The organism is Nocardia implantans (genome assembly GCF_035544775.1).
In the GTDB taxonomy this organism is placed as follows: Bacteria; Actinomycetota; Actinomycetes; order Mycobacteriales; family Mycobacteriaceae; genus Nocardia; species Nocardia implantans.
The window spans coordinates 546712-563170 of record NZ_JAYKYQ010000002.1 but is presented as its reverse complement, the minus strand read 5'-3'; the positions used below and the strand labels follow the sequence as shown (position 1 = coordinate 563170).

Sequence of the window (16459 nt, the reverse complement as noted above, 5' to 3'; positions counted from 1 at the left end):
CCGCTAGCGCGCGCTGCCCGCGGTCGCCTCGGCGCCGGTGACGCCCAGCAAGCCGGGGCCCGGCGCCGGGGTGACATCGCGCGCGGTGAGTTCGCTTCCGCACGAATCGCATTCGAGCCGGACGTGCGCCTCGCCCGTGCAATCGTGATGGTTGTACCGCACCGGGGGGCCTTCGGGGGCCATATAGGTGTCGCCCCAATCGCGGATGGCCAGCAGAATCGGGTAGATGTCGTGGCCTTTGGGGGTGAGGCGGTACTCCTCGTGCGCGCCGACGGCGGCCTTCTGCTTGACGAGGATGCCGTGCTCGATCAGCCGGTCCAGACGATCCTGCAATCTGCTGCGCGAGATACCGAGTGCGCTCTGGAACGCGTTGAACCGACGGATGCCGGAGAAGCACGACTTGAGAATCAGCAACGTCCAGCGGTCACCGAAGATCACGAGCGGGCGCGTGATCGAGCACGGCACATCGGCCAGTTCTTCGTAGCGCACCTCCCGATGCTACCGACCATCGAGCCGCTCCCGCCCCGTGAGACCTCACGATTTCGCCGCTCGGACTGCGTGCGACACCCCAAAACCATCGAGTCCACACCGCCGCCGGGATACGAAGTCGCCGAACGCGAAGCCGGCCCCGCAAACCGACACGGTCGCCGCAATCTCCCGATTCGAGAGCGTTGCGACGACCGCGTGAACCCAAGGTGTGCCGGGCCCGCTTCAGCGCGTAGTTCAGAGCGGAATGTTCTTGTGGTGGCTGGCGCGGGCCGGGGCCGCCGCCAGCGCGGCGGCGATGATGCTGCGGGTCTTCGCCGGGTCGATGACCTGGTCGACGACGCCGATGGCCATGGCGCGCTCCACACCGCCCGCGATGCGCTCGTGCTCGGCGGTGAGCCGCTCGTGCAGCGCTTCGCGCTCCTCCTCCGGCGCGGCCGCGAGAGCCTTCTTGTGCAGGATGCCGACCGCGGCCTTGGCGCCCATGACGGCCACCTCCGAACCCGGCCACGCGTAGACCGCCGTCGCGCCGAGCGAGCGGGCGTTCATCGCGATGTAGGCGCCGCCGTAGATCTTCCTGGTGACCAGCGTGACCCGCGGAACGCGCGCCTCGGCGAACGCGTGCAGCAGCTTCGCGCCGCGCCGCACGACGCCTTCCCACTCCTGGCCGACGCCGGGCAGGTACCCCGGAACGTCGGTGATCACGATCAGCGGAATACCGAACGCGTCGCACAGCCGCACGAAGCGCGCCGCCTTCTCCGCGCTCTCGGAGTTCAGGCAGCCGCCCAGCCGAATGGGGTTGTTCGCCAGCACGCCGACGGTGCGGCCGCCGAGGCGACCGAGACCGGTGACGATGCTGCGGGCGTACCCGCCCTGCAATTCCTCGAACGACGACTCGCCGTCGACGTTGTCGAGCAGCTCGTTGATGATCGGCTTGACGTCGTAGGCGCGCTTGGCCGACTCCGGCAGCATGGCCTTCAGGTCCACGTCGCCGTGCTCGGCCGCGACCAGATCGAATTCGCCCTGCTCGGCGAACATCGACACCAGCCTGCGCGCGCGGTGCAGCGCGTCGGACTCGTCGTCGGCCACGATGTGGGTGACGCCGGACTTCTTACCGTGCGTCTCCGGCCCGCCGAGAGTGGCCATGTCGACCTGCTCGCCGGTCACGCTGCGCACCACGTCCGGGCCGGTCACGAAGACGCGGCCCTCCGGAGCCATGATCACGATGTCGGTCAGCGCCGGGCCGTAGGCGGCGCCGCCCGCCGCGAAGCCGAGCACCACGGAGATCTGCGGGACCAGGCCGGACGCGCGGACCATGGCCTCGAAGACCTGGCCGACCGCGTGCAGCGCCTCGACACCCTCGGCAAGGCGAGCGCCACCGGAGTGCCACAGGCCGACCACGGGGACACCGGAGTCGATGGCGGTGTCGATCGCGTCGACGATGTGCTTGCAGCCCTCCACGCCCATCGCGCCGCCCATGACGGTGGCGTCGGAGCAGTAGGCGACGGTGCGGACGCCGTCCACCTCGCCGATGGCGGCGAGCACGCCGGACTTGTCACGCGGGTGGAGCGGAAGAATGGTGCCCGGATCGAAGAAGCGCTGGAGCCGGCCGAGCGGATCGCGCGGGTCGGTCGCCGTCTCCTGGTGCAACGCGGGAGCGATGATTGTCATCGCGTTGTCTCCTCATTTCAAAGAGCGTGCCGCTGCCGCGGCTGCGTATGTCGAAACACGGCGGGGCCGAGCCAATCGAGATGGCCGGCCCCGCCGGAATCGTTGTGCAGTCGATCGCGCGGCTATGCCCGACCGAAGGCGAGCGCCACGTTGTGCCCACCGAATCCGAAGGAGTTGTTGATCGCGTACTCGATCTCCTGGCGGCGGGCTTCGCCCTTCACCACGTCGAGATCGATCTCCGGATCCTGGTTCTCCAGGTTGAGCGTCGGCGGAACGATGCCGTCGCGGATGGACAGCACGGTCAGCACGGACTCCAGGGCGCCGACGGCGCCGATCGAGTGGCCGAGCGCCGACTTGGGCGCGTACACCGAGGCGTGCGTGCCGACGGCCTTGTTGATCGCGTTCGCCTCGGCGGTGTCGCCGATCGGCGTCGCGGTCGCGTGCGCGTTGATGTGCGTGATGTCCTTCTTGGTCAGACCCGCGGACTGCATCGCCCTGGTCATCGCCCGCGCGGCGCCGTCACCCGTCGGATCGGGGGCGACGAGGTGGAAGCCGTCGGAGGTGATGCCCGCGCCGAGCAGACGCGCGTGGATGGTCGCGCCGCGAGCCTTCGCGTGCTCCTCGGTCTCGATGACCATCAGCGCGCCCGCCTCGCCGAAGACGAAACCGTCGCGATCCTTGTCGAACGGACGCGAGGCGCCCTTCGGGTCGTCGTTGCGGGTGCTCATGGCGCGCATCATGGTGAACGCCGCGATCGGCACCGCGTCGATGAAGCCCTCGACGCCACCGGTGACGACGATGTCCGCGTCACCCATGACGATCATCCGCCAGGCGTTGGCGATGGCCTCGGAGCCGGACGAGCATGCCGAGACCGGAGTGACCACTCCTGCCCTGGCCTTCAATTCGAGGCCGACAACGGCCGAAGGGCCGTTCGGCATGACCATCTGCACAGCCAACGGCGAGATCTTGCGGTAGCCGCCGTTCTTCAGCTTGTCCACGGAATCGATGAGGGCGTCGCCGCCTCCCAATCCGGTGCCGATGGCCACACCCAGCCGCTCCGGGTCGACTTCCGGGCTGCCCGCGTTGCGCCAGACCTCGCGACCGAGCACGGTCGCGAGCTGCTCGACGTAGGCCATGCGCCGACATTCGACACGAGACAGCAGGGTGTCGGGCCGGACCTTCAGGTGACCGCCGATGCGGACCGGAAGATCGTATTCCTCGACGAAGGAATCCTCGAGAACGTCGATGCCGCTCTCGCCGTTGAGGAGTCCCTTCCACGTCGCATCGACGTCACCCGCGATCGACGTGGTCGCCGCAAGGCTGGTTACGACGACGTTGGGGAAGTTCCCGTTCAAGGTGGAAGGAGTGGTCACAGTTTCGGCCCTACTCGGCGTTGTCGAACTTGGCCTTGAGCTCGGCCGCCGCCTCAGCGTTCTCGGCCTCGAGCTTCTGGATGTAGTTGACGGCGTCGCCGACCGTCTTCAGGCTGGCCAGATCCTCGTCGGGGATCTTCACGCCGTACTTGTCCTCGGTCTGAACCGCGATCTCGACCATGGACAGCGAGTCGATGTCCAGGTCATCGACGAAGGACTTCTCGATCGTCACCTCGGAGGGCTCGATGCCGGTCACCTCTTCGATGATCTTGCCGAGTTCCTCGACGATTTGTTCCTGGGTCAGAGCGGCCACTTCGTGGCTCCCTTCTTGATACTTTGTAGGGCTCTACTGGTTTTTTTCGGATCGAGCGCGGTAATAGTTACCGCCTCTCGGTCACGACCTCGCATCGTGCGATGCATGGTCGCGCAGGAAAGCTAGCCGGAGACGGTCAGCTCAGCCAACGCGGGGAGGTCTTGCGGGGTCTTCAGGGCCAGCGTGGGCGTGCCCTTCAGTTCCCTTTTGGCGATGCCGACGAGGGTGCCCGCCGGCGGAAGCTCCGCCACCGCCGAGACGCCGGCCCGCCGGACGGTCTCGGTGCACAGATCCCAGCGAACAGGCCGGGTGACCTGCGCGGCGAGCTTGTCGATCGCGTCCTGTCCGGACGCGACCGGCTTGCCGTCGAAGTTCGAGAGCAAGGTCCTTGTCGGCTCGTTCGGCGTGATCTTCGTTATGGCTTCGGTCACAGCATCCTGCGCCGGAGCCATGAACGCCGTGTGGAACGCGCCAGCGACGGGCAGCGCCCGAACCCTGGCCTTCTCCGGAGGGTTCGCGGCGAGCTCGGCCAGAGCGTCCAACCGGCCCGCCGCCACGATCTGACCCACCGCGTTGCGGTTGGCCGGAACGAGGTCGAGTTCGGTGAGCCGTTCGAGCACGGCGGCCTCGTCGCCGCCGAGCACCGCGGACATACCGGTCGGCTCCAGTGCGCACGCCTTGGCCATCTCCGCTCCGCGGATCGCGGCCAGCCGGACCGCGTCGTCGGCGGAGATGACTCCGGCGACCGCGGCGGCGGCGAGTTCACCGACCGAGTGCCCGGCAACGATGGTAGCGGCGGGAAGCTCCTCGGGCGAGATCTCCGCGAACGCCAGCAGCGCGGCGGCGACCACCAACGGCTGGGTCACGGCGGTGTCGGTGATCTCCTCGGCCGTCGCGGTGGTGCCGAGACGGACCAGGTCCAGGCCCGAAGCCTTGGACCACAGCGTGAGGCGCTCGTTCGCGCCGGGAAGGTCGAGCCAAGGCGCGAGCATGCCGGGTGTCTGAGAGCCCTGTCCAGGGGCGAACAACGCGATCACGCCTCTAAGAAAACACTGTGAGGCGGGCCGCACGAGATGTCGACGCGGATGAAGGTTCGGAAGCGCTTTTGTGGGGGTTCCACAAAAGACCACGTGGGCTGTCCGAATCGACCGATTCCCTCGGCGCGTTACAAGCCGTCGGGACCCAACGCGATCGAAGTGACCTCTGGGGCAGGAGATGACGATTCGTTACGGGTTCGTGTCAAACGACCCACTGTCGCGGCGATCCTGAGCACATAAGCGTCTCGCGGGTTCATCGGATCACGGCCGGTGATCTCGGCGATTCGCTTGAGGCGGTACCGCACCGTATTTGGATGGACGTACAGCTGACGCGCACACGTCTCGACCGCACCACCGCAATCCAGATAGGCATCGAGGGTGTCCGCCAGCGACGACCCCGCCGCGGCCAACGGTAGGACAAGGTACTCGTTCAGCGCGTCGATCGCAGCTCGATCACCCAACAAAGCGCGTTCCGGCAGCAATTCCGCCGCATGCACCGGTCGCGGCGCCCCGCGCCAGCCCACCACGGCCTCCATCCCGGCCAGCGCTTCCACCGCGCTGGCGTGGGCCGCGCCCAGCGTGCGGGTGGTCGGCCCGATCACCACCGGGCCGTCGGAGAACACCTCGGCGAGCAGGTCGGCCAGGAACGGGGAGATATGCGCGGTCTCGCCCAGATGCCCGGAGACCACCATCACCAGCCTGGTGCCCTGCACCACCGCGAGCGCGGCCCGCCCGTGCCGCGCCGCGATGGAATGCACCGCCCCCACCGACGAGACGCCCTGCTCGCCGGGCGGCGTGCCCACCAGCACCGTCGCCGGTGCGGTGGCGTCCCAGTTCAGCGTGGCGGCCCGGGAGAGCATGTCCGGGCCGGTGTCGCCGCGCACCACGGCGTCGACGACGAGCGCCTCCAACCGGGTGTCCCACGCGCCGCGCGACTCGGCGGCGCTGGCGTACACCGAGGCGGCGGCGAAGCCGAGCTCACGCCCGTACCGCAGCACCGCCTCGGTCAGCGCGACCAGCTGCCGGTCGTTGCGCGCCAGCGCGGGCAGCCACTGCTCGAAGAACTCCATGGCGACGCGGACCATGTCCACGGTCTGGCGCAGCGTCAGCCGCCGCGCCAGATCCTGCGGGATCACCTGGAAGGCGTCCAGGCTGAACCGGATGTCGCTGTCGGGGTCCTGGAGCCATTCCAGGAAGTTCACCACCGCGGTCTGCACCAGCATCTGCACGCCGGCGCGCTGCGCGGCGTCCAGATCGGCGAAGAACGGCAACCGATCCTGCATCGACCCCACCGCCTCGGTGGAGAGGCGGCCGGAGAACTGCTTCACGCGTTTGAGCAGCGTGTCCGGAAGAGGGTCGCGGGTCTGCCGGTTCGGGGAGAGCGCGCCCGTCGGCAGATACACCTCGTGCTCGGAAGAGCCCTCGGAGATCCGTCGCGGCCGCGGCGGTTTACGGTCCACCATCCAATATTCCGCTATGCGAGGTCTTCGTCCGAACTCACCGCCGCCTTCGGCGCGGCGTCCACGTCGGCGATGCCGTACTTCGCCGCCGCCTCCGCGGCCTTCGCCGGGTCGAGCTTGCCGGTGCGGCCGAGCCCGGCCAGCGCGGCCACCACGATGGACTGCGCGTCGACGTTGAACACCCGCCGCGCGGCCGGGCGGGTGTCGGAGAAGCCGAAACCGTCCGTGCCGAGCGTGGTGAAGTCACCGGGCACCCACTTGCGGACCTGGTCGGGCACCGCCCGCATCCAGTCGGTCGCGGCCACGTACGGACCTTCGACCCGCGACAGGGCCTCGGTGACGTACGGAACCCCCGGCTCGGCGCCCGGGTCGCGCAGCGCGGCGATCTCCTTGTCCAGCGCCTCCTTGCGGAGCTCGCCCCACGAGGTCACCGACCACACGTCCGCCTGCACGCCCCACTCCTGCGCGAGCAGCGCCTGCGCGCGCAGGCCGTCCGGCACGGTGACGCCGGAGACCAGGATCTGGGCGCGCACGTCGCCCTCGCCTCCGCGCTGGTACAGGTAGATGCCCTTGAGCAGACCGGCGACGTCGAGGTCTTCCGGCTCGGCGGGCTGCGGGTACGGCTCGTTGTAGAGGGTGATGTAGTAGAAGATGTCCTCGCCGCCGAACTCGCCGGGATCGCCGTGCGGGCGGGTGCCCGGCAGCGGTGCCGAGCCCTGCGGCGGGGTGCCGCCGCCGTACATGCGGCGCAGGCCGTCGCGCACGATGTGGGCGATCTCGAACGCGAACGCCGGGTCGTAGGTCACCACGGCCGGGTTGGTCGAGGCCAGCAGCAGCGAGTGCCCGTCGTTGTGCTGCAGGCCCTCACCGGTCAGCGTGGTGCGTCCTGCGGTCGCGCCGAGCACGAAGCCGCGGGCGAGCTGATCGGCGGCCGCCCACAGTCCGTCGCCGGTGCGCTGGAAGCCGAACATCGAGTAGAAGATGTACAGCGGGATCATCGGCTCGCCGTGCGTGGCGTAGGAGGTGCCCGCCGCGGTGAACGACGCCGTCGACCCGGCCTCGTTGATGCCCTCGTGCAGGATCTGCCCGACGGCGCTCTCTTTGTAGGCAAGCATCAATTCCGCGTCGACGGAGGTGTACAACTGCCCATTGCGGTTGTAGATCTTCAACGAAGGGAACCACGAGTCCATACCGAAGGTGCGGGCCTCGTCGGGGATGATCGGGACGATCCGCTTGCCGATCTCCTTGTCCCGCAGCAGCTCCTTCATCAGCCGCACCAGCGCCATCGTGGTGGCGACGTTCTGCTTGCCCGACCCCTTGCGCACCGAGCGGTAGGCCTCGTCGCCGGGCAGCTTCAGCGGCTTGGCCGCGGCGCGCCGCTCGGGCAGGAACCCGCCGAGCGCCTTGCGCCGGTCGAGCATGTACTGGATCTCGCGGGCCTCCATACCGGGGTGGTAGTACGGCGGCAGGTAGGGATCCTTTTCCAGCTCGGCGTCGCTGATCGGGATGCGCTGCAGGTCGCGGAAGTCCTTGAGGTCCTGCAGGGTCAGCTTCTTCATCTGGTGCGTGGCGTTGCGGCCCTCGAAGTGCTTGCCCAGGGTGTAGCCCTTGATGGTCTTGGCCAGGATCACCGTCGGCTGGCCCTTGTGCGCCATCGCGGCCGCGTAGGCGGCGTACACCTTGCGGTAGTCGTGGCCGCCGCGCTTGAGGTTCCAGATCTCCTGGTCGGACAGATCCTGCACCAGCGCCTTGGTGCGCGGGTCGCGGCCGAAGAAGTGGTCGCGGACGTACGCGCCGTCGTTGGCCTTGTAGGTCTGGTAGTCACCGTCGGGGGTGCTGTTCATCAGGTTCACCAGCGCGCCGTCGCGGTCGGCGCCCAGCAGCGCGTCCCACTCCCGGCCCCAGATCACCTTGATGACGTTCCAGCCCGCGCCGCGGAAGAACGACTCCAGCTCCTGGATGATCTTGCCGTTGCCGCGTACAGGGCCGTCCAGGCGCTGCAGGTTGCAGTTCACCACGAAGGTCAGGTTGTCCAGACCCTCCATGGCCGCGACGTGCGCGAGACCGCGCGACTCCGGCTCGTCCATCTCGCCGTCGCCGAGGAACGCCCAGACGTGCTGATCGGAGGTGTCCTTGATGCCGCGATCGTGCAGGTAGTGATTGAACCGCGCCTGGTAGATGGCGTTCATCGGGCCGAGACCCATGGACACCGTGGGGAACTCCCAGAAGTTGTTCAGCAACCGCGGATGCGGGTAGGACGGCAGGCCGTGGCCGGGGCCGCCGTTGCTGTACTCCTGGCGGAAACCGTCGAGCTGATCGGTCGACAGCCTGCCCTCCAGGAACGCGCGGGCGTAGATGCCCGGCGAGGCGTGGCCCTGGATGAAGATCGAGTCGCCGCCGCCGGGGTGGTCCTTGCCGCGGAAGAAGTGGTTGAAGCCGACCTCGTAGAGCGCCGCCGAGGACGCGTAGGTCGAGATGTGGCCGCCGACGCCGATGCCGGGGCGCTGGGCGCGATGCACCATGATCGCGGCGTTCCAGCGGATCCAGGCGCGGAAGCGGCGCTCCACCTCCTCGTCGCCGGGGAACCACGGCTCGTTCTCGGTGGGAATGGTGTTGACGTAGTCGGTGGAGGTCAGCGACGGGATGGCGACCCGACGTTCACCGGCCCGCTCCAGAAGACGGAGCATGAGGTAACGCGCACGGCCGGGGCCCTCCCGGTCGAGCATCTCGTCGAACGACTCTAGCCATTCGCTGGTTTCCTCCGGGTCGATGTCCGGTAGGTAGGACGCCACCCCTTCGCGGATCACCCGCACCCGTCCGGCCGGCTGCGGCGCGTGCGACCCATTCGGATCACGGCTCGCTGCGGGCGCGGGAGCGGAGCTGGTACCGGCGGATTTCGCCGGTGCGGAAGAGTGGATCAGGTCGGTCAAATCTGCTCCTCGTACAGGGGTGGACATGCTGATGGCGTCGGTATCCCCGGGCGGGTTCGCTGGTTGGCGGACCGCCCGTAAACGAAAGGTTCGGGCGCACCATCCATCCTTGCCGATGGCGCGTCCCAAATCATCATGTCAGCCGGAAATCCAGTACCGTTCGACAGGCAAGGTGAGCATGTCGAGCGTGGCAGCCCTGAGGAGCGGGAGGACGATGAAGCTGCTGAACCCACGCGGGTTCGGAATGGTGTGCGCCACCGGCGCGGTCGCCGTCGGAGTGGTCGTCGCGGGGTGCGCCAACCGGGTGGAAGGCGTGGCGGGTCCGAACACGAGCGATCTGGCGGCATACAAGACCGAGGCGGCGTCATCGTCGGCGGCGGCGACCTCTTCCCGGCGCGCGGCGGCCCAGGCCAAGGCCATCTCCGACAATTGCGGCCAGTTCCCCACCATCACCGGCGCCGGCGTCGGCAGATACAACGAGTTCGTCGACGCGCACGATTCGAACGCGCCGGACTACGTCGCCAAACGCGACTCGGCGGTGCAGACCCTCGAGGACGCCGCCAACAAGGTGGAAAGCGGCGTGAGTTCCGCGAAGGACGCGCTACCCCCGGACCTGGCGGCCCTGTTCACCGAATACGTCAACGCCGCCCGCGCGCTGGCCGCCGAGACCCGCAAGATGACCTACACCGCCCCGGTCGCGGCGCTCAACGACGCCAGCAAGCGGGTCAACGACGCGCGCAACGCCGTGCGCGACTCGTGCCCGAAGCGCTGAGAAGGCCCTTGACACACCATCGCAACGCGACATTCGGTACCTATTTCGCCCGATCGGCTTGCGCTGAAGCCCATAACCATGTTCGCTTGCAACTATCTACTGTCGGGAGTTGAGGAGGACACCACCGTGGTCGCCGCGGCGGACGCGCAGAACTACGCTCAGAAGCTTGGCATTTCACACGGCTTGGTTGTCCAGGAATTGGGCTGGGACGAGGACGTCGACGACGATCTGAGGGCCGATGTCGAGGACGCGATCGGCGGTGAACTCGTCGACGAGGACTCCGACGAGGTGATCGATGTCGTGCTGCTGTGGTGGCGCGACGGGGACGGGGATCTGGTCGACGCTCTGATGGACGCCATCGCTCCGCTCGCCGACGACGGTTTCGTCTGGGTGCTCACGCCCAAGACCGGGCAACCCGGCCATGTCGAGCCGAGTGAAATCGCCGAATCCGCACCGACCGCCGGTCTCACGCAGACCTCGGCGATCAGCCTCGGCTCGTGGACCGGCAGCCGACTCGTGCAGCCCAAGGCACCCTCGAAGCAGCGCTGAGCCACCGCGCTATGGTTTCCACCAGGGCGGCGCCGCACGCCCGCCCGGTGGAGACCCGACACGATGGAGGATTCGCTATGCCGCTCGAGGTTGGCACTGTCGCGCCGGATTTCACGCTGAAGGACCAGAACAACCAGGAAGTCAGCCTGTCGGACTACCGGGGGAAGAAGAACGTCCTGATCGTGTTCTACCCGCTCGCCTTCACCGGCATCTGCCAGGGCGAGCTGTGCAAGGTGCGCGACGAACTGCCCAAGTTCCAGAACGACAACGCGGAAATTCTCGCGATCTCGGTCGGCCCGCCGCCCACCCACAAGATCTGGGCCGCCGAACAGGGCTACACCTTCCCGCTGCTGTCGGACTTCTGGCCGCACGGGGCGGTCGCCCAGGCCTACGGCGTCTTCAACGAGAAATCGGGCTACCCCAACCGCGGCACCTTCGTCGTCGACCGCGAGGGCTACATCCGCTTCGCCGAGATGAACGGCCCCGGCGAACCCCGTGACCAGGCAGCTTGGGAGAAAGCGCTCGCCGCGCTAGATTCATAAGCCGCCGGTAACGGCACGGGCGTATAGCTCAGCGGTAGAGCTCTGGTTTTACACACCAGCGGTCGGGGGTTCGATCCCCTCTGCGCCCACCACAGGAAAGGCTCGTCTTTCGCCCTGGTCCTGGGCGGCCGGATCGGTATCGTCGCGATATGCCCGCGTTGATCGCTCCGACGACACGTCTGCATGCGGCCTGGCTCGAGGCGCATCGGGAGTGGGGTCCCGGTCCGCATGAGGATGGTTTCGGGTTGCGGCCGTACGACGAGGTGCGTTCGCCCGCCGGTTTCGCGGCCTGGGTGGACCGGTTGGCCGGCGAATCGAGTGAGGCATGGGCCGGGACCGGCCGGGTGCGGTGCACCTATCGGTGGATCATCGAAGGCGAGCGGGTGGTCGGCGGGATCGCGCTGCGGCACGGGTTCGACGACTTCGTGCGGTGGGCCGGTCATATCGGCTACGGCATCCGGCCCTCCGCGCGCAGGCGCGGACTGGCCTGTTGGGCGCTCGGCCGGATGCTCGACGAGGCCGGGAAGCTGGGCATGGACCGGGTGCTGATCGTCTGCGCGGCCGACAACGTCGCCTCGGCGAAGACCATCGAACGCCAGGGCGGCGTGCTCGAGCGGATCGTGGACACCCAGCTCGGTCCGGCACGGCGGTATTGGGTCGACACCGCCGTCCATGTCCGACGGTCGCCCCGCTGCGCCGAACAGGCGACTGCGCGACCATGAAGCACACGGACCCCACACTTCGCATCGCGGAACTTGCCTTACTCGCGCGTTGCTGCGCCCACTACCGGCCGCGTATCGAGTCGCACCGGCCCCTCTATGCGGCGGACGTAAAATGCTCGGTACGGAAACCACTTTCCAGGAGGTCGGTGATGACCGACAGTCCACGATCAATTGCCGCCATCGACAAAACACTCCCGCCGGGTGCGGCGGATGAGCGATTTTCCGGCTACGGAGTGATGGGAATGCCTTTCGTCAGCGGTCACTACTTGGCCCTGCGGCATTTTCCCGCCAGTTCGGTCGGCGCGGGATACGACGCGGTGTGGCATCGAGATCCCGACGAAAAATGGGTGATCTACAGCAGTGTTTCCCCGGCGACCAGCTGCGCCCGCTACTTCGGGTCAGCACTCGAGGACGCGCGAGTAGAGGACATCTCGGTGGATTGGACGGGGCCCGCCGCGTTCACCGTGCGGGTGGGCGACCGGATCGAGTGGGATCTGGAGCTGGGACGGTCGGTGGCTACCGCCGCGATGACCGGCCTCGGTCGCATGATGCCCGCCGCTTTATGGCGGCGTCCCGCCGTCTTGGCGCTCATGTCCCGGGTGGCGGGTCCGGCGCTCGGTCTCGGGCGGGTGCGTCTCAGCGGCACTTCCCCGAATGGTCAATGGTTCCTGGCCAATCCCCGAATGCTGTGGACCGTAGAGGACAGCACGGCCCGGATCGACGGAACAGATATCGGCCCGCCGGGACCTCTGGCCGAGCAGGCCAGATTGGGCGACTTCTGGCTACCGCAACGCGGAATGTTCGCCGTGGGCGAGTCGTATTTCGAGCAGTATGATCCCGCACGCCATCGCCCTGCCCGCCCGGTTTCCTGAATCGCCGCGCTCGACGCTCTCACCGGGCTTTGCCGGAACGTCGTCATCGTATGCAGGGTCATGGCCTCCCCTCGCAGTGCCCGAGCGCTGGAGTCGAAAGATTCCGGCCCGAGGGTTGATATCCTCTCGAGCCTCCCCCGAGCAAAGTAGGTGGTGTCCACGTGCGGGGAAACCCTGAGGACGAGATACCCATTCAGCTCGCGGTATCCAAGGGAGGATGAAATGAAGTACGTGGTTTCGTGGACTTACCGATGGACCGGCTCCGCACCGGAGAACGAGGCGAGTATCCGGCGCGCCTTGGATGTGTTCGCGAATTGGAAACCGCTCACCACCACGACCTACCACCAGCTCGTCGGCAGACTCGACGGCAGCGGTGGGTTCGCGGTGGTGGAGACCGACAATGCGGCGGACTTGGCGGACGCTCCCAATAAGTTCGCCTTTTTCGCGGACTACCAGATCTACCCCGTCGTCGATATTGCCGAAGCCGCGCAGGGAGTCCAGGAAGGCGCGGAGTTCAGGGCGTCGATCGCCTGAATTCGATCGGACTCATACTGACGTCGTGCACGCCGACGAAGTGCGGTCGGCGCTGCTCAATCCGAGCGACGTCCGGTGATAAGGAGGTATTCCCACTCCATCCGCCCGCTGCCCGCGTCGTGCCGGGCGGCGAGATCGACGAGTGCCCGATCCAGTTGCGCGACGCGGTCGGGCTCCGCACCGATGGCCTTGTACACCGCGACCGTCGGGCCGTAGTAGGACTTGAAGAAATCACGGAACTCGGCCGCGTCGGCGAAGCGGTCGATGACGGCCTTTTCACGTCGCAGCTCCAGTCCGGCGACACGATCGCCCAACAGCGACCGCACGTGCGCCTCGTCGCCCCACAGCGGCGGTGGCTGTGCGCCGGGCGGGGGCGGCGGAGCGAACGGCTTCATGGTGGCGAACATCTGCCCGATGAATCCGTCGGGCGTCCAGTTGATCAACCCGATGGTGCCGCCGGGCTTGGTCACGCGCACCAGTTCGTCCGCCGCCGCCTGATGGAACGGCGCGAACATGATGCCGACGCACGAGACCACGGCGTCGAACTCCGCATCGGCGTAAGGCAACGCCTCGGCGTCGGCCTCCTGCCACCGCAGCTCGACTCCCCGCGCGGCGGCGATACGCCGCCCGGCCTCGAACAGCTCCGGCGTGAGGTCGCTGGCCACGACGTCCGCACCGGCCTCGGCCGCGGGGATGGCGGCATTCCCGGATCCGGCCGCGATGTCCAGCACCCGCTGCCCCGGACCGATCCCGCAGACCTCGACCAGACGCCGGCCCAGTCCGGGGATGACTTCGGTGGCGATGGACGAATAGTCGCCCAGCGCCCACATCGCGCGATGCCGCCGCTTCAGGTCCGCTGATCCAGGCTCGGTCATCTGACGCTCCCTTGGTGGTCGGGTCGGTGGATGCCGCCGAAAGCCATCGAATTCGTTCCGGCCTGCCCCGTCCGCGCCGAGAGCCGTCCCTCCGCCTCGCGGCTGCGCGCAAGCCGGCCGCCCAGATGTCTACCCGGCAAAGCTCGCGGCAAACGGTACCCGGGCGCGCTGCCCCGGAGTTCTCACCAGCTTCGCGAGTGGCACACCATCGTGGGGGCTTCTCGCGTTTCGCCGCAGCCATGTGCCACTCGCGCGGATGCGGGGCGGGAGCCGGGGCGGGGTGCTGTCGTCAGTGGTGGCGCGGGGTTAGTGTCGTGATATGCCGAGCGAGTCCGCGCCGCCCCTCCCGTCTTTTCACGAAAGCGCGATTCCGGATACATCACAGGCTGATGCCGACGACCCGATGGCCGTGCTGGTCGGCATCCTCGATCTCCAAGCGGCGCTGCCGGGTATCCGGAGAATGCGGGCATGGGGGCACGAAGTGCTGGACGTCCAGCCGGGCGAACGCGCACTGGATATCGGGGCCGGGACGGGCACCGAGGTGATCGAATTGGCGGGCCGGGTCGGGCCCGGCGGGGAGGCGGTCGGGGTCGACCCGAACCCCGCGATGCTCGCCATCGCCCGTGGGCGCGCCGAGACGGCGGACTCCCCCGCCCGTTTCGTCGAGGGCACCGCGTATCACCTGCCGTTCCCGGACGGCTACTTCGACGCGGTGCGCTGTGAACGGGTCTACCAGCACCTCGACGACCCGGCGGCCGCCACCGCCGAGATCACCCGCGTGCTGCGACCGGGCGGTCGCGTACTGCTCATCGACACCGACTGGCACACCGTGATCGCCCATCCCGGCGACCCCGAGGTGGTCACCCGTCTGACGAAGGCGATGCTCGAGACCACCCCCAACCCCGCGTCGGGCCGCCACCTTCGCGGCCTGCTCACCGCCGCCGGTTTCACCATCGACGACATGGGATCGGAGGCGGTGATCTGGAACCCGGAAACCGCCCGTCCCTTGTTCACTCAGATGATCGCGTCCGCGAGCACCAGCGGCGCGATCACCGAGCAGGAAGGACGAGACCTGCTGGCCACCATGGAGGCAGGCATCGCCGAAGGCGACTACCACCTGTCGGTCACCATGTTCGCCGTGCTCGGTCACCGAGCCCGTTGACGCGACTGCCGCGAAACGACGACGCGACAAAGCGGGACGAGTCCGCTCACGACGATCGCCGGAGCGGCGCCAACGGTCATCGTCGCGTTACGCCTAGCCGTGTCGGCGCCGAGCACGACCACAACTACATCGGTGTCGAGGACCAGCTGTCCGCATTGCTCGGTGCGCCGATGTCCCCCCTCCGAACGCGCTTGACCCGAAACCGATGCAGCGACAACGAGCTACCGGACCCGGCCGAATGGATGATCCCCGGCGCTGTCGGTTCGCACGGCTCGCAACTTCAGCCCCTCAGAACAGATGGCACTGGTCGGCGGGGAGGACGCGCGCCACGCACAGGCCGACTATGCCGAAGAACAACACGCTCGCGATCGCGCCTCGAACCGCGTCGACGATGCCTGGGGGAATCTCCACTGCTGCCGCTACCGGTTCGGCGCTGATCTCGGCGGTGGCCGTCGCTGGGACGGCTGTCGCGGCCGTCAGGGCAATCGTCGCTGCGGCGATGATCCGCATACCGGCATGTTTCATGGTCGACTCCTCGCTCTCGGCCCCGACCGCGTGACCACCCTACGTCCGTCGTCGGATCCCGGGCAGCCGCCAATTCCGGTGGCTCCCGGAGCCGCGAGCCCTACCCCACGTCCCGGCGCAGCCAGGTGACCTCCGCGCCGGATTCCGTTCCGTACCGGTAGATTTCGAGGTCCTCGTCCCAGGCCGTGCCGAGGGCGCGGTCGATTTCGGCGGCCAGGTCGTAGGCGGAGTACTTGCCGAGTTCGCGGGTGGCCTGGAGCATCGCGCGCAGGCGCATCTCGCCGATCATGACGTCGCCGTTGGCGCTCGTGGAGCCGTGCCACAGACCGAGGCCGGGGACGAAGCTGTAGCGCTCGCCGTCCACGCCGTCGCTGGGGTCCTCGGTGACCTCGAAGCGCAGAACCGGCCAGGAGCGCAAAGATTGGGCGATCTTCGACGCGGTGCCGACGGGGCCGATCCACTCGCTGGTGGCGCGCAGTTGGCCGTCGGCCGGTTGGGCGGTCCAGCGCAGTTTCGCGGGGGCGCCGAGGGCCGAGGTGAGCGCCCACTCGACATGCGGGCACAGCGCGGCAGGCGACGAGTGGATGTAGACCACACCCGCCGTCGCGTCCGCGAACTGACTCGATGCGCGCACCA

Annotated in this window: 17 protein-coding genes and 1 tRNA gene; 8 read left to right on the top strand and 10 right to left on the bottom strand. The window is 68.1% G+C overall.

Annotation, left to right across the window (positions count from 1 at the left end; all coding sequences use genetic code 11):
- Nucleotides 1–3: 3 nt before the first annotated feature.
- From U3653_RS06825 to aceE, 7 genes are all read right to left on the bottom strand, one after another.
- Nucleotides 4–489 (bottom strand): winged helix-turn-helix transcriptional regulator, encoded by a 486-nt coding sequence (locus U3653_RS06825; protein ID WP_195077724.1) that lies wholly within the window; start codon nucleotides 487–489, stop codon nucleotides 4–6.
- 234 nt (nucleotides 490–723) lie between these two features.
- Nucleotides 724–2157, bottom strand: coding sequence for an acyl-CoA carboxylase subunit beta (locus tag U3653_RS06820; RefSeq protein WP_195077723.1), 1434 nt, complete (start codon nucleotides 2155–2157; stop codon nucleotides 724–726).
- Nucleotides 2158–2279: 122 nt separating this feature from the next.
- Nucleotides 2280–3530, bottom strand: a complete 1251-nt coding sequence (locus tag U3653_RS06815) for a KasA/KasB family beta-ketoacyl-ACP synthase (RefSeq protein WP_195077722.1) — start codon at nucleotides 3528–3530, stop codon at nucleotides 2280–2282.
- A 10-nt stretch (nucleotides 3531–3540) separates the two neighbouring features.
- On the bottom strand, nucleotides 3541–3843 hold the full coding sequence (gene acpM / locus U3653_RS06810) for a meromycolate extension acyl carrier protein AcpM (protein ID WP_039796877.1): 303 nt from the start codon (nucleotides 3841–3843) through the stop codon (nucleotides 3541–3543).
- A gap of 122 nt (nucleotides 3844–3965) precedes the next feature.
- A complete protein-coding gene (locus U3653_RS06805; protein ID WP_195077721.1) occupies nucleotides 3966–4880 on the bottom strand; it encodes an ACP S-malonyltransferase in 915 nt (304 codons plus the stop codon).
- A 128-nt stretch (nucleotides 4881–5008) separates the two neighbouring features.
- Complete coding sequence (locus U3653_RS06800; protein WP_323123891.1) at nucleotides 5009–6343, bottom strand: PucR family transcriptional regulator; 1335 nt, start codon at nucleotides 6341–6343, stop codon at nucleotides 5009–5011.
- Nucleotides 6344–6354: 11 nt separating this feature from the next.
- Nucleotides 6355–9270 carry a pyruvate dehydrogenase (acetyl-transferring), homodimeric type gene (gene aceE, locus U3653_RS06795; RefSeq protein WP_435406545.1) on the bottom strand — a complete coding sequence of 972 codons (2916 nt, stop codon included), beginning with the start codon at nucleotides 9268–9270 and terminating at the stop codon, nucleotides 6355–6357.
- 214 nt (nucleotides 9271–9484) lie between these two features.
- Here aceE and U3653_RS06790 point away from each other — a divergent pair, with 214 nt between their 5' ends.
- The 7 genes from U3653_RS06790 (at nucleotide 9485) to U3653_RS06760 (ending at nucleotide 13261) form a co-directional block, all read left to right on the top strand.
- Nucleotides 9485–10042 carry an Rv2240c family protein gene (locus U3653_RS06790; protein WP_195077720.1) on the top strand — a complete coding sequence of 186 codons (558 nt, stop codon included), beginning with the start codon at nucleotides 9485–9487 and terminating at the stop codon, nucleotides 10040–10042.
- A gap of 126 nt (nucleotides 10043–10168) precedes the next feature.
- Nucleotides 10169–10591, top strand: coding sequence for a DUF3052 domain-containing protein (locus U3653_RS06785; RefSeq protein ID WP_039796889.1), 423 nt, complete (start codon nucleotides 10169–10171; stop codon nucleotides 10589–10591).
- A 77-nt stretch (nucleotides 10592–10668) separates the two neighbouring features.
- Nucleotides 10669–11133: a peroxiredoxin gene (locus U3653_RS06780; protein ID WP_067800944.1), complete on the top strand. Its 465-nt coding sequence runs from the start codon at nucleotides 10669–10671 to the stop codon at nucleotides 11131–11133.
- Nucleotides 11134–11150: 17 nt separating this feature from the next.
- A tRNA-Val gene (locus tag U3653_RS06775) sits at nucleotides 11151–11225 on the top strand.
- Nucleotides 11226–11282: 57 nt separating this feature from the next.
- A complete protein-coding gene (locus tag U3653_RS06770; RefSeq protein WP_195077719.1) occupies nucleotides 11283–11855 on the top strand; it encodes a GNAT family N-acetyltransferase in 573 nt (190 codons plus the stop codon).
- A gap of 242 nt (nucleotides 11856–12097) precedes the next feature.
- Nucleotides 12098–12727 (top strand): hypothetical protein, encoded by a 630-nt coding sequence (locus U3653_RS06765; protein ID WP_323123892.1) that lies wholly within the window; start codon nucleotides 12098–12100, stop codon nucleotides 12725–12727.
- Between the two features lie 222 nt (nucleotides 12728–12949).
- Nucleotides 12950–13261: a DUF3303 domain-containing protein gene (locus U3653_RS06760; RefSeq protein ID WP_195077717.1), complete on the top strand. Its 312-nt coding sequence runs from the start codon at nucleotides 12950–12952 to the stop codon at nucleotides 13259–13261.
- Between the two features lie 56 nt (nucleotides 13262–13317).
- On the opposite strand, the gene U3653_RS06755 is transcribed toward U3653_RS06760, so the two are convergent.
- Nucleotides 13318–14136 (bottom strand): class I SAM-dependent methyltransferase, encoded by an 819-nt coding sequence (locus U3653_RS06755; RefSeq protein WP_195077716.1) that lies wholly within the window; start codon nucleotides 14134–14136, stop codon nucleotides 13318–13320.
- Between the two features lie 319 nt (nucleotides 14137–14455).
- Here U3653_RS06755 and U3653_RS06750 point away from each other — a divergent pair, with 319 nt between their 5' ends.
- Nucleotides 14456–15298, top strand: a complete 843-nt coding sequence (locus U3653_RS06750) for a methyltransferase domain-containing protein (RefSeq protein WP_323123893.1) — start codon at nucleotides 14456–14458, stop codon at nucleotides 15296–15298.
- Between the two features lie 288 nt (nucleotides 15299–15586).
- Here U3653_RS06750 and U3653_RS06745 read toward each other — a convergent pair whose 3' ends face one another.
- Both U3653_RS06745 and U3653_RS06740 read right to left on the bottom strand, forming a co-directional pair.
- On the bottom strand, nucleotides 15587–15808 hold the full coding sequence (locus tag U3653_RS06745; RefSeq protein WP_195077715.1) for a hypothetical protein: 222 nt from the start codon (nucleotides 15806–15808) through the stop codon (nucleotides 15587–15589).
- Between the two features lie 115 nt (nucleotides 15809–15923).
- Nucleotides 15924–16457, bottom strand: a complete 534-nt coding sequence (locus U3653_RS06740; protein ID WP_039796858.1) for a DUF3145 domain-containing protein — start codon at nucleotides 16455–16457, stop codon at nucleotides 15924–15926.
- Nucleotides 16458–16459: the final 2 nt, after the last annotated feature.